At 67.4% G+C, this 12381-nt stretch carries 11 protein-coding genes; 3 read left to right on the plus strand and 8 right to left on the minus strand.

Going from position 1 to position 12381, the window contains the following annotated elements; all coding sequences use genetic code 11:
* Positions 1 to 6: 6 nt before the first annotated feature.
* The 5 genes from KHY18_RS12985 to KHY18_RS13005 form a co-directional block, all read right to left on the minus strand.
* Positions 7 to 1797 carry an ATP-binding protein gene (locus tag KHY18_RS12985; protein ID WP_213300336.1) on the minus strand — a complete coding sequence of 597 codons (1791 nt, stop codon included), beginning with the start codon at positions 1795 to 1797 and terminating at the stop codon, positions 7 to 9.
* A gap of 20 nt (positions 1798 to 1817) precedes the next feature.
* A complete protein-coding gene (locus KHY18_RS12990) occupies positions 1818 to 2069 on the minus strand; it encodes a PP0621 family protein (RefSeq protein ID WP_213300338.1) in 252 nt (83 codons plus the stop codon).
* Positions 2066 to 2851 carry a cytochrome C assembly family protein gene (locus tag KHY18_RS12995; protein ID WP_213300340.1) on the minus strand — a complete coding sequence of 262 codons (786 nt, stop codon included), beginning with the start codon at positions 2849 to 2851 and terminating at the stop codon, positions 2066 to 2068. Before KHY18_RS12995 ends, KHY18_RS12990 begins: the two co-directional genes overlap by 4 nt.
* Before the next feature lie 112 nt (positions 2852 to 2963).
* Positions 2964 to 3884: a GGDEF domain-containing response regulator gene (locus tag KHY18_RS13000; RefSeq protein WP_213300342.1), complete on the minus strand. Its 921-nt coding sequence runs from the start codon at positions 3882 to 3884 to the stop codon at positions 2964 to 2966.
* Positions 3881 to 6931: a hybrid sensor histidine kinase/response regulator gene (locus KHY18_RS13005; protein ID WP_213300344.1), complete on the minus strand. Its 3051-nt coding sequence runs from the start codon at positions 6929 to 6931 to the stop codon at positions 3881 to 3883. Before KHY18_RS13005 ends, KHY18_RS13000 begins: the two co-directional genes overlap by 4 nt.
* Before the next feature lie 294 nt (positions 6932 to 7225).
* Here KHY18_RS13005 and ffh point away from each other — a divergent pair, with 294 nt between their 5' ends.
* Together ffh and KHY18_RS13015 are read left to right on the plus strand one after the other, a co-directional pair.
* A complete protein-coding gene (ffh, locus tag KHY18_RS13010) occupies positions 7226 to 8629 on the plus strand; it encodes a signal recognition particle protein (protein ID WP_213300347.1) in 1404 nt (467 codons plus the stop codon).
* Between the two features lie 197 nt (positions 8630 to 8826).
* Entirely contained in the window at positions 8827 to 9357 is a 531-nt protein-coding gene (locus KHY18_RS13015) for a C40 family peptidase (protein WP_249729104.1), read from the plus strand.
* Between the two features lie 35 nt (positions 9358 to 9392).
* Here KHY18_RS13015 and miaB read toward each other — a convergent pair whose 3' ends face one another.
* From miaB to fdhD, 3 genes are all read right to left on the minus strand, one after another.
* Positions 9393 to 10721: a tRNA (N6-isopentenyl adenosine(37)-C2)-methylthiotransferase MiaB gene (gene miaB, locus KHY18_RS13020; protein WP_213300353.1), complete on the minus strand. Its 1329-nt coding sequence runs from the start codon at positions 10719 to 10721 to the stop codon at positions 9393 to 9395.
* Between the two features lie 77 nt (positions 10722 to 10798).
* Complete coding sequence (locus KHY18_RS13025) at positions 10799 to 11176, minus strand: hypothetical protein (RefSeq protein WP_213300355.1); 378 nt, start codon at positions 11174 to 11176, stop codon at positions 10799 to 10801.
* A gap of 76 nt (positions 11177 to 11252) precedes the next feature.
* Positions 11253 to 12149 carry a formate dehydrogenase accessory sulfurtransferase FdhD gene (fdhD, locus tag KHY18_RS13030; RefSeq protein ID WP_213300357.1) on the minus strand — a complete coding sequence of 299 codons (897 nt, stop codon included), beginning with the start codon at positions 12147 to 12149 and terminating at the stop codon, positions 11253 to 11255.
* Positions 12150 to 12194: 45 nt separating this feature from the next.
* Between fdhD and KHY18_RS13035 the strand changes: the two genes are divergently transcribed.
* On the plus strand, positions 12195 to 12381 hold a 187-nt coding region (locus KHY18_RS13035; protein WP_213300359.1), incomplete at its 3' end, for a winged helix-turn-helix domain-containing protein.

Below are 12381 nucleotides of genomic sequence, written 5' to 3' on the forward strand. Positions count from 1 at the left end.
GGGCGGTCATACAACGATGGTGTCAAGGCGGGACGAAGGCGTGCCCAGCACGGCGGTGGGATAGAACACCAGAGTGAAGGCATTGCCTTCGATGCGGCCGCGCGCGGTGTGCCGCGCCAGCCGCTGGTAGCCCAGGCGCGCGCCATAGCGTTCGCACAGTTCCCTGCATATATAGAGGCCCAGGCCGGAGGACCGGCTCTGGGAAGAGAAGAACGGCTCGAACAGGTGGCGCTGCACCGACGCATCGAGCGGTGCGCCGTCGCTCCAGACCTGCAGCCAGACCTGGGTGCCGACAGGCGGTGCGATGCCGGGCAGGGGGGCCGTGCCCGCATGGCCGGTGTGCAACTGCAGGCCGTCGGCGGCGCCGCTGCGAAAACGCTGGGCGTTGTCCAGCAGGTTGACGAGCACGCGCCGCAGATGTTCGGCATCGAAGGCGACCAGCGCCTGGTCGGCCTGCAGCGTCACCACGGCCTGGCGCAGGCTGGCCTCGGCGCCTGGCGCGGCGACGGCCGGGCCCTGGGCACTCCACTCCTGCCAGATCGACTCGACCTGTTCGTCGAGCGGCAGCGCGCTGGCCTCGGCTGCATGGATCTGCTGCTGCACGCGCGCGATGTCGAGCACTTCCTCGGCGATGCGCGCCAGGCGCTGGGCGTTGTGCGCGACCATCTGGCTCAGGCGCTGCTGGCCCGGGTCGGTCAGGTCTTCGGCGAGCAGGGCGTTCGCCTGGCTGATGGCGGCCAGCGGATTGCGGATCTCATGCGCCACGGCGGCCGACATGCGGCCCATGGCCGCGAGTTTCTCGGTGCGCAGCCGCGCCTGCATCTCGCGCAGGTCGTGCAGGAACACCACGCACCACTGTGCCGACAGGTCGTCGTCGTCGAGCAGCGCCGCCGCGTCCAGCGGGCTGGTGAGCCAGGTGCGCACATGCAGGCCCAGGGGATTGTGGTCGGCATGCACCAGGTCCATGTCGGCGCTCAGCGCCGAGCCGCTGGCGAAAGTCTGTTCCACCAGCGTGGCCAGCGGGGCGTTGCCGGCGCTGGCCGTGAGCGCGAACGGCGGCTGCAGGCCCGCGGCGCAGTCGAGCAGCAGCCGGGCCGCGGGGTTGGCGGTATGCACCTGGCCCTGGCGATCGATGGCCAGCACGCCGTCGTCGAGGTGGTGGATGATGAGGTGATTGACCTGCTCCTGCAGATGGGCCGCCTGGCGGCTTTGCAATGAAAGCTGTTGTTCACGCTGCAGGCGCTGCGCCAGCTGGTGCGTGAGGTAGGCCATCAGAAAGTAGCCCGCACAGGTCAGCGCCGTCTGGAAGTACTGCTGCGTGAGGTCGGCCATGCCTTGGCGGCCGGTCCAGCCTGTCCAGCCGGTCCAGCCCAGCAGCAGCAAGGTGACGCCGGCGGTGGTGGCGAAGGCCAGCAGCAGCGTGCCCAGCGCGGAAGCCATCAGAATCGGCAGCGCGAGCAGCGGCGCGTAGTTCATCGGGCTGGTCTGCTGCAGCTGCAGCAGGCAGACCACGGCGATGTCGACGCCGATCAGCGGCAGCCAGTGCCAGCCGATCTGGGGCGGCGGCGGCGCGCGCCGCCCGGCGATGCGCGTGAACACGGTCAGCGCCAGATAAATCGCGCATACCGACCACAGCAGCGGCGATATCTGGCTCTGGACCGTGAGGCTCAGCCCCTGCAGCGCGAGCAGCACCACGGCCACCACCACGCGGCCGTTGAGAAAACCGTTCCACAGGCGCACGACCTGTGGCTCGGCCAGGAAGGGAGGGGGTGGGGCGATCGGGTGGGTCGAAACCATGGCCAGGGCGCAGCGCCGGCTCAGGCCGGGCCTTGCGCGCGGTGTTCGGCGCTGCAGTAGTAGACGGGGTGGGGCGCCGAGCCCAGCACCAGCGCATCGCTGCGCGGCAGGTGCAGCCCGCAATGCGCGCAGGCGACCATGTCCTGGGGCGGTTGCAGGCGGTTGTCAGCGCGCGCGGCGGGGCGCCGTGCTTCGAGGTTTTCGGCGCGGCGACGGCTGCGCCAGACGCCCACGGCGATCACGATCACCAGCAGGACCAATAGATACTTCATGCGAAACGTTCCAGCAGAACTTCCATTACAAAACGTGAGCCTGCATATGACAACAGCAGCAGCAGCGCGCCGGCGTACAGCACATGCACCGCATGGCGGCCGCGCCAGCCAAAGCGCGCGCGGCCTATCAGCAGCGTGGCAAAGGTGAGCCAGGCCAGCAGCGAGAAAATGGTCTTGTGGTCCCAGCGCCAGTCGCGGCCGTACAGCGTCTCGCCGAACAGCCAGCCCGCGAGCAGCGTCGCGGTGAGCAGCCAGAAGCCCGCGGCGACGAAGCGGAATGTGAGGCGTTCGAGCGTCAGCAGCGGAATGCCGCTGTCCTGGTCGGCCGCGAGACGTATGCGCTTTTCCGCATGGTTCATCAGCGTGGCGTGCACGACGGCGGCGGTGAACAGGCCGTAGGAGGCAATGCCCAGCGCCAGGTGCAGCGGCAGCCAGGCCGAGGCGTTGACCTGCAGCGGCTTGCCGGGAAACAGTGCGGCGAGCACCACCGAGGCCGCACCCAGCAGCCCGAGCAGCGCGCGCGTGCGCAGCTGTGGATACATCTGCTGTTCGACGCCGTAGACAGTGAGCATCAGCCAGGCGGTGATCGACAGCGCCGTGGCAAAGCCGAAATGCGGCGTCGCGCCCAATTGTCCCCAGGCGAGAAACGCCGCGTGCAGCGCCCAGGCAATGCCCAGCGCCGTGCGCGCGGCGGCTTCCCCGATGCGCAAGGCGGGAATCGCATAGGCGCAGGCCGCGGCCAGCGCCAGGAACCAGGTCAGGACCGGGGAAGGAGTATGCATGGAGGCAAAGGAAACCATCGTTCAATGATAGACCGGCGCAGGCCGAATCCGCGCCGCCACGCATTGCACTTGTGCGCGCACGGTGAAATCGCGCGCTGGCGGCATGCGCATCTCAGGATTGCGTCCAGGCGACCGTGCGGTTGCGGCCCTGGGATTTGGCGGTGTAGAGCAGGGCGTCGGCTTTTTGCAGCAGGCCGGTGGGCGTGATGTGCTCGAGCTGGCGCGCCACGACCAGGCCGCAGCTCACGGTGAGCGTGGGCCCGACCGATGAGTCGGCGTGGGCAATCGCCTGGGCGACGACCGCCTGGCGGAAATCCTCGATGCGCTGCACCAGCGATTCATCGCCGGGCATCAGCAACGTGAACTCTTCGCCGCCGATGCGCGCCGCGAGGTCGTCGGGGCGGCGCGCGTGGGCCTGCAGCGTCTGCGCCACGGCGCGCAGGGCTTCATCGCCCTGCACATGGCCGTAGCGGTCGTTGTATTGCTTGAAGTGGTCTATGTCCACCAGCGCCAGGCCCAGCGGGCAGCCCGTGCGCTCGCAGCGGCGCCAGGCGCGCTCGAACTGGGCGTCGAAATGGCGGCGATTGGCCAGCCCCGTGAGCCCGTCGATCTGTGCGAGCCGTTCGAGCGCGCGCCTTTGCAGCGCGAGATGGATCTGGTTGCGCACGCGCACCCGCACGATGGCCGGGCGTATGGGCTTGGAAACATAGTCGGCCGCGCCCAGGTTCAGCCCGTACTCTTCGGCCGCATCGTCGCTCTGGCCGGTGATGAAGATCACCGCAATGCCCGCGGTGCGTTCATCGGCGCGCAGCGCGCCCAGCACCTCATAGCCGCTCATGCCGGGCATGCTGACATCGAGCAGGATGAGCTGCAGCTGCGCGGCTTCGCGCTGCGCATGGACCAGCGCGCCCGGTCCGTCCTTGGCCAGCAGCACGCGGTATTCGAGGCCCAGCATCGCGGCCAGCGCGTTGCGGTTGAGGCGTTCATCGTCGACCACCAGAATGGTCGGACGGTCATCGTGGGGCAAATTCATGGCGCGCAATCCTGATCGGGAGAAGCCAGCCGTTGGGTGAGCGCATCGAGCGCGGCCAGGGCGGGGTCGGTTTCGAGGTCGTCCACATGATCCTGAATGGACGCGAGCAGCGCACGGTGGCGGGGCTGCAGCAGCTGCGAAAGCTGCTCGAGCTGGCCCACGGCCGCATAGTCGCCATGGGCGATCAAGCTGCGCAGCGCCGTGCAAAGCGCGGCAATGTCGGCGTCGCTGCTGCCGGCGCAGGCGTTGTCGGGCGGCGGCGCGCCGCGGGCCGCGGTCTGCGCGACTTCCGCAAGCAGCTGCCGCAGCGCGCTGTTGAACGCGGGCAGCGCGCGCAGCAGCGTCTCGTGCTGGCGATCGTTGACCAGGTCTTCGAGCTCGCCGGCCTGGGCGAGCATCGCCTGGGCGCCCAGATAGCCCACCGCGCCCTTGAGCTGGTGGGCCAGCGCGCCGAGCGCGGCCCAGTCAGCCGATTGCGCCGCCTGCGCGAGCGCATCGGGCGCGCTGCCGAAGTCGCGCACGAAGCCCAGCAGCAGGCGCTGTATGCGCTCGGCGCTGCCCGCGAAGCGGGTGTGCACGGCCTGCCAGTCGAGCAGCGCGGTGTCGTCCTGTGGCGGCGCGGCGCGCGTGCCCGGCTGCAGCAACTGATCGAGCGTCGCATACAGCAGGTGCTCGTCGATGGGCTTGGTCAGGTGCGCATTCATGCCGGCGGCGGCGATTTCGCGCCGGTCTTCCTCACGCGCCTGCGCTGTCAGGGCGATGACCGGAAGGTGCCGCCAGCCAGGCTGGGCGCGGATCGCGCGCGTGGCCGCGAAGCCGTCCATGTCGGGCATGTGCACATCCATCAGCACGGCGTCGAAAGTCTCGCTGTGCAGCAGCTCGAGCGCGTGTCGGCCATTGTGGGCGCAGGTCACCTGCATGTTGACCAGCTGCAGAAAGTCGGCGGCCACCTCACGGTTGAGCGCGTTGTCATCGACCACCAGCACGCGCTTGCCGCCCAGCCGGCGCGCGAGGTCCGAGACCCGCAGCGCGGGCGCTGCGCAGGTGCGCGCGGGGGCTGTTGTGTCGTGCGTGTTGGCGGGCAGCGGCTGGAAGATGTGCTGGATGGTGTTGAACAGCACCGATTCGGTCACGGGCTTGATCAGCAGGCCCTGCACGCCCAGGGCCTCGGCGCGCTGCAGCACTTCCTCGCGCGCATAGGCGGTGACCATGAGCACCGCGGGCGTGGTGCTCAGGGAGGCGTGTTCACGGATGTGGCGCGTGACTTCGAGGCCGTCCATGCCGGGCATGCGCCAGTCGAGCAGCACCAATTGGTAGGGCCGGCCTTCGGCGGATGCCTGTCGCAGCTGCTGCAAGGCGGCTTCGCCCGAGGCCACGGCATCCGCAGTGATGCCGAAGCCGGTGAGCATTTCGGTCAGGATATGGCGCGCGCTGGCGTTGTCGTCGACGACCAGCGTGCGCTCGCACAGGGGCAGGCCATGGGCCGGGCGGTGCGCGGACGTGGCAGTCTGCGCGGCCGACAGGCCGACCGTGAAGCGAAAGCTGCTGCCTTCGCCCAGCGTGCTCTGCACGCTGATGCTGCCGCCCATGAGGGCGACCAGTTGCCGGCAGATGGCCAGCCCCAGGCCCGTGCCGCCATAGCGGCGCGTGGTCTGCGCATCGGCCTGGGAAAACGGACGAAACAGCTGCTGCATCTGCGCGGCTGTCATGCCTATGCCGGTATCGCTGACCTGCACTTCTAGCATCGATGGCTCGGTGTCGGGCGCCAGCCGCACCGAGACGGAGATTTCGCCTTCTTCGGTGAATTTGACGGCGTTGCCTATCAGGTTGGTGAGGATCTGGCCCAGGCGCAGCGGGTCGCCGCGCAGCCGCCGCGGCACGTCGGGGGCGATGCGGTAGATGATTTCCACGCCTTTTTCCTCGGCCCGCAGCGTGCTGATCGCCGAGACCGTTTCCAGGATGGTGTCGAGATCGAAATCGACTTCCTCCAGGCGCAGCATGCCGGCCTCGATCTTCGAGAAGTCGAGGATGTCGTTGATGATCGCCAGCAAGGCCTTGGCCGACAGCTCGACCTTGTCGAGGTAGCTGCGCTGCCGGGGCAGCAGCGGTGTCTGCAGCAGCAGACGGGTCATGCCTATGACGGTGTTCATGGGCGTGCGGATTTCATGGCTCATGGTCGCCAGAAAGTCCGATTTGACGCGCTCGGCCGTCTCGGCCGCGGCCTTGGCCAGCTGCAGCGAGTCGTAGCTGTGCTGCAGTTCCTCCCTGGCGTGCCGAACGTCGGTCATGTCCCGGGAGATGCCCAGCAGACCGATCAACGCGCCGTTTTCGTCGCGAAACGGGCTTTTGATGGTCTGGAAAATGCGCATCTGGCCCAGGTGCATGATGGGCTGGTCGGCCATGTGGGCGATGTTGGTCGTGAGCACCTGCTGGTCGCTGGCTTCGCATTCGGCCACGCCTTCGGGAAAGAATTCGGCATCGGTGCAGCCCAGGATCTGGTGCTTGGGGCGCGCGAAGAAGCGCATCGCGGCATCGTTGCAGAACAGGTAGCGGCCTTCGAGGTCCTTGAGGTAGATGATGTCCGGCGTGTCGCGCAGCACCGCATCGAGCAGGCGCGCCGTGTCTTTCCATTGGCGCGTGCTTTCCTGCACCTGGCGTTCGAGCTTGGTGTTGAGCGCGCGGATTTCGGCTTCGCGCCCGATGCGCTCGCTGGTGTCGCGCGACAGCGTGAAAAACCGCTTCTCCCCGTCCACGTGCTGGCAGGATATCTGCACTTCGACCGGCATCAGCGTGCCGTCACGTCGGCGCAGCTTGTCGAGCCAGCGCGTGGCCCGGCCCGGTTCCATGCGCTCCCAGAGCTGTTCGAGGGCCTGGGGCGCATGCGATGCCGACAGCTCGCTGACGTTCATCCGCAGCAGCTCGGCGTAGCTGTAGCCCAGGCTCAGGCAGGCCTGGGCGCCGACATCCAGGATACGGCCCCGGGCGTCATGCAGGATGAAGTCGTCGGCAATCTGGTCCAGATACTGGCGGTAAGGAATGTCGGACATGACAGCTCCAGAAAGCGTGGGGCGGCGAAGGCAGGGACGCACGGCAAAGCACGGGCTTGCTGTTACAAAGCTCGGCATCCCGCCTGTATCAAATCGTACACGCTTCGTTCGCGGCGGCAATGTCCGCGCGGCGCGTGCCGGCAGGGGCATGGCCCGCGCCGGCGAAGCGGTGCAGCGGGTAAAATTCAGCGCTTCACTCTTGCATGCTGCCGCCTTCGCGCGTCACGCGGCGCGGTCCTGCCCACGACCGGCCGTTCCTGGCCGGCCGCAGCAACCTACCGGAACTTCCTGCTTATGGCCTCCGCTCTTACCGAAAAACTCTCGCGCCTCGTCAAGGAGATGCGTGGCCAGGCCCGCATCACCGAATCCAACGTGCAGGACATGCTGCGCGAAGTGCGCATGGCCTTGCTCGAAGCCGACGTGGCCCTGCCCGTGGTGCGCGACTTCATTGCGCGCGTCAAGGAAAAGGCGCTGGGCCAGGAAGTGCTGTCTTCGCTGCAGCCCGGCCAGGTGCTGGTGTCCATCGTCAACGCCGAACTCTCCGCGACCATGGGCGAGGGCGTCAGCGACATCAATCTCAACGCCCAGCCGCCGGCCGTGATCCTGATGGCCGGCCTGCAGGGCGCGGGCAAGACCACGACCACGGCCAAGCTGGCCAAGCATCTGATCGAAAAGCGCAAGAAGAAGGTGCTCACGGTCTCGGGTGACGTCTACCGCCCCGCGGCCATCGAACAGCTCAAGACCGTGACCGCCCAGGCGGGCGCCGAATGGTTCCCGAGCACGCCCGACCAGAAGCCGCTGGATATCGCGCGCGCCGCGCTCGACTACGCCAAGCGCCACTTCTTCGACGTGCTGCTGGTCGATACCGCCGGCCGCCTGGCGATCGACGAAGTGCTGATGCGCGAAATCCAGGAGTTGCACGCCGCGCTCAAGCCCGTCGAGACGCTGTTCGTCGTCGATGCGATGCAGGGCCAGGATGCGATCAACACAGCCAAGGCCTTCAAGGAAGCGCTGCCGCTCACCGGCATCGTGCTGACCAAGCTCGACGGCGACTCGCGCGGCGGTGCGGCGCTGTCGGTGCGCCAGATCACGGGCGCGCCCATCAAGTTCGCGGGTGTCTCTGAAAAGCTCGACGGCCTCGAAGTGTTCGACGCGCAGCGCCATGCGGGCCGCGTGCTGGGCATGGGCGACATCGTCGCGCTGGTCGAGCAGGTCACGGCCGGTGTCGACATGGAGGCCGCGCAGCGCCTGGCCGCCAAGGTCAAGAGTGGCGACGGCTTCGATCTCAACGACTTCCTGGGCCAGATCCAGCAGATGAAGCAGATGGGCGGGCTGTCCAGCCTGATGGACAAGCTGCCCAGCCAGATGTCGGCCAAGGCCGGTCAGGTCGATATGGACAAGGCCGAGCGCGAAATGCGCCGCAAGGAAGGCATCATCTGCTCGATGACCGCCAAGGAGCGCAGCAAGCCCGAACTGATCAAGGCCACGCGCAAGAAGCGCATCGCCATGGGCGCGGGCGTGCAGGTGCAGGAAGTCAACCGTCTGCTCAAGGAATTCGAGCAGATGCAGGACATGATGAAGAAGATGAAGGGCGGCGGCCTGATGAAGATGATGAAGCGCATGGGCGGCATGAAGGCCATGAAGGGGATGATGGGCGGCGGCGGCGGTGGTGGCGGCATGCCCAAGCTGCCGTTCTGAGTTTTCCCCGACTCACCAAGAAAACCGGCCTGGCTTTATCGCGGGCCGGTTTTTCTTTTTTGAGGACAGGCGGTTCATCCTTCGACGCGGCCGGCCAGGCAGGCTCGCCACGAAAGGGGCAGTCTCTTTGCGCGGGAATTCAAACTGCGCGATTTGGTTCAATCCCGCCCCTTGCCGATAATGGCCGCATGCAAACGATGCCTGAGCCCTCCGCCGCGCAGCAGCGCCGACTCATTCTGTGCGCGGCGCTGGCCGCCGCGGCCGCGCTTGCGGGCTGCAGCTCCGCGCCTGCCAGGCGCAGCGCCGGCAGCGGCCCGCGCGGCACGCCGTCGCTGGCGATCGATGGCGGGCTGCGCGACGCGCTCTACGCGCGCACCATGCTCGTGGTCAACACACCCTATACCTATGGCGGCAATACGCCCGAAGGCGGCTTCGACTGCAGCGGCCTGGTGCAGTACGCGCTGCAGGGCATCACCGAGCAGCGCCTGCCGCGCAGCACCAGCCAATGGGCCACGGTGAGCAGCGCCATTGACCGCAGCGATCTGCGCCGCGGTGATTTCGTGTTCTTCAACACGTCGGGCGGACGCTACTCGCACATGGGCATCTATGTGGGCGGCGAGCGCTTCGTGCACGCGCCGTCGAGCGGCGGCATCGTGCGCGTGGTGGGCATGGACAACGTCTATTTCCGCAAGCGGTTCACCGAGGCGCGCACCGTCTTTGCGGGCTAGGCCCGGCGCTAGCTAGCGCTGTCTTTGGCGCGTGTTCAGTGCCGTACCAGCACTTCGCCGCGCAGCGTATAGGCCTTGGCTTCGGTGATCGTCACATCGATCATCTGGCCGATCAGCCGCTCCTGGCCCGCGAAGTTGACCACGCGGTTGCATTCGGTGCGGCCCATGAGTTCGCTGCCGTCGCGCTTGCTGATGCCTTCGACCAGCAGGCGCTGCACGGTGCCCACGCGCTCTTCGCTGATGTCCTTGATGTTGCGGTTGATCACGGCCTGCAGTTCCTGCAGGCGGCGCAGCTTGACTTCGTGCGGCGTGTCGTCGTGCAGGTTGGCGGCGGGCGTGCCGGGGCGCGGGCTGAAGATGAAGCTGAACGAGTTGTCGAAGCGCACGTCGGCGATCAGCTTCATCATCTTCTGGAAGTCTTCCTCGGTCTCGCCGGGAAAGCCGACGATGAAGTCGCTGCTCATCGCCATCTCGGGGCGGATGGCGCGCAGTTTGCGCACCGTGCTCTTGTATTCCATGGCCGTGTAGCCGCGCTTCATCGCCATCAGGATGCGGTCCGAACCATGCTGCACCGGCAGGTGCAGGTGGCTCACCAGCTTGGGCAGCTTGGCATAGGCTTCGATCAACCGCGGCGTAAACTCGTTGGGGTGGCTGGTGGTGTAGCGGATGCGTTCGATGCCGGGAATTTCGCTCACGTATTCGAGCAGCAGCGCGAAATCGGCGATTTCCTGGGTGTCGCCCATCTTGCCCAGATACGCGTTGACGTTCTGGCCCAGCAGCGTGACTTCCTTCACGCCCTGGTCGGCCAGGCCCGCGACTTCGACCAGCACGTCGTCAAATGGGCGGCTGACTTCCTCGCCGCGCGTATAGGGCACGACGCAGTAGCTGCAGTACTTGGAGCAGCCTTCCATGATCGACACGAAGGCCGAAGCGCCTTCGACGCGCGCCGGCGGCAGGTGGTCGAACTTCTCGATTTCGGGAAAGCTGATGTCGACCTGGGGCTTGGCCTTGGCGGCGCGCGCATTGAGCAGATCGGGCAGGCGGTGCAGCGTCTGCGGGCCGAAGACCACGTCGACATAGGGCGCGCGCTTGATGATTTCCGCGCCTTCCTGGCTCGCGACGCAGCCGCCCACGCCGATCAGCACGCCTTTTTCCTTCAGGTGCTTGATGCGGCCCAGGTCGCTGAACACTTTCTCCTGCGCCTTTTCGCGCACCGAGCAGGTGTTGAACAGGATCAGGTCGGCTTCATCGACGTTCTGCGTGGGCTCATAGCCTTGCGCGGCGTTGAGCACATCGGCCATCTTGTCCGAGTCGTACTCGTTCATCTGGCAGCCGAAGGTTTTGATAAATACTTTTTTGGACATCGTGGGACTCTCGGAAAGCGGTGTGCCTCTGCGCGGGCAGACAGCAACAAGGCAGCGCGCAGGCGCGGCCCGGGGATTCAGGGGCGCTTGAGCGCGGCTTCTTCAGGCGTAAGCACCCAGGCGGTATGCAACCACTGGGTGCTGGGTTCGATCACGTAGTTGACCAGCAGGTTCTGGCCGGCCACGGTATGCGCCATGACCAGCCGGCCTTCGGTGCTGAACAGCCGAAAGCCCGGCGTGGTGCGCATGGCTTTGCCGTTGAGCGTGACTTCGGGCATGGTGCCGATGACCAGCTTGCCGCGCAGGGCCGCGGGCGGGAAATTGCGCGTGCCGGCGGTGGTGGCCGTGACGGCGGGCGCGTTCTGGGCCTGGGCCGGCAGCACGGCGGCGCAGGCCAGCAGCGCGAAGCTGGCGGCGCGCGCGCGCAGGAAAGGGAAACGGAGGCAGCGGTGCATGGTGTATATCCAGTGGCTGAGGCCGCGATTCTACGGAGTTGGCCACGGCGCAGTGGCGCGCTGGGGCAATGCCGGACTATTTCGCGATCGGCAACTGGCCCGCGCCGGGCGCATAGAGAACGGCGCTGGGCGCGCGGCACAGGCCCCAGAAACGCAGTCCCGTGAGCTCGGCCATGCGCACGCCCATGGCCGTGGGCGCGGAAATCGTCGCCAGCGCGCCTATGCCCAGCTTGGCGCATTTGCGCACCAGTTCATGGCTGCCGCGGCTCGACAGCACGACAAAGCCCGGCTCGCCCAGCCGGCCGGTGCGCGCCAGCCGGCCCAGCAGCTTGTCGAGCGCGTTGTGCCTGCCCACGTCTTCGACCACATCGCACAGCTGGCCGTCGGCCAGCGCCCAGCCCGCCGCGTGGATGGCGCCCGCATGGGCGTTGAGCAGCTGCTTGTCGCGCAGCGACTCCATGGCGCGCAGCACCACCGGCAGATCGATGCCGGCGACCCAGTCGCGCGCGGGCAGGGGCGCGAACGACAGGTCGAGCGCCGCGAAGCTTTCAACGCCGCAGACGCCGCAGCCCGTGCGCCCGCTCATGCTGCGCCGGTGGTCCTTGAGGCGCGCAAAGCAGCGCGAGGAAATCTCGATCTGCACTTCCATGCCGTCCATGCCTTGGGGCAGGCCCGCGGCGCTGGCCGCGACCGGGGTGACTTCGACGCCGAAGCAGTCGGCCGCGCTGTCGATCAGGCCTTCGCTGAGCGCAAAGCCCAGCGCGAAGTCTTCGAGGTTCATGGGCGTGGCCAGCATCACCGCATGCGAAATGCCGTTGAAGACCAGCGCGATCGGCACTTCGCTGGCCAGCGTGCGCTGCTGGGCGAGGACTTGCACCGCGCTGCCGGTGTCGGCATCGGGCAGGCGGTGCAGCGCGACCGCGTGCTCGCTCAGCGGTGCGACGAAAGGCAGGGGGGAGGCAGCGGAAGACATGGCGCATTATCGGCCGGGGCGCCCGAGCCGGGGCATGATGGCGGCATGCAAGATCCGACTTCTTCCTTGTCGCTCGCGGCCGCGCTGGACCATGGCCCGGCTGACAAGCGCATTTCCATCCTGCGCCAGATCGGCGCCGGCGGCTCCATTTCCGAAGCCGCGCGCACCGTGGGCGTGAGCTACAAGGCCGCGTGGCAGGCGCTCGACTCGCTGACCAATCTCGCGGGCGTGC

It is taken from the genome of Acidovorax sp. CCYZU-2555 (genome assembly GCF_018413525.1).
Taxonomy (GTDB): domain Bacteria; phylum Pseudomonadota; class Gammaproteobacteria; order Burkholderiales; family Burkholderiaceae_C; genus Comamonas.

Bases quoted from the DNA above. Each gene is read 5' to 3' on its own strand.
- KHY18_RS12985 (WP_213300336.1), bottom strand. From the start codon at position 1,797: ATGGTTTCGACCCACCCGATCGCCCCACCCCCTCCCTTCCTGGCCGAG.
- KHY18_RS12990 (WP_213300338.1), bottom strand. From the start codon at position 2,069: ATGAAGTATCTATTGGTCCTGCTGGTGATCGTGATCGCCGTGGGCGTC.
- KHY18_RS12995 (WP_213300340.1), bottom strand. From the start codon at position 2,851: ATGCATACTCCTTCCCCGGTCCTGACCTGGTTCCTGGCGCTGGCCGCG.
- KHY18_RS13000 (WP_213300342.1), bottom strand. From the start codon at position 3,884: ATGAATTTGCCCCACGATGACCGTCCGACCATTCTGGTGGTCGACGAT.
- KHY18_RS13005 (WP_213300344.1), bottom strand. From the start codon at position 6,931: ATGTCCGACATTCCTTACCGCCAGTATCTGGACCAGATTGCCGACGAC.
- ffh (WP_213300347.1), top strand. From the start codon at position 7,226: ATGGCCTCCGCTCTTACCGAAAAACTCTCGCGCCTCGTCAAGGAGATG.
- KHY18_RS13015 (WP_249729104.1), top strand. From the start codon at position 8,827: ATGCCTGAGCCCTCCGCCGCGCAGCAGCGCCGACTCATTCTGTGCGCG.
- miaB (WP_213300353.1), bottom strand. From the start codon at position 10,721: ATGTCCAAAAAAGTATTTATCAAAACCTTCGGCTGCCAGATGAACGAG.
- KHY18_RS13025 (WP_213300355.1), bottom strand. From the start codon at position 11,176: ATGCACCGCTGCCTCCGTTTCCCTTTCCTGCGCGCGCGCGCCGCCAGC.
- fdhD (WP_213300357.1), bottom strand. From the start codon at position 12,149: ATGTCTTCCGCTGCCTCCCCCCTGCCTTTCGTCGCACCGCTGAGCGAG.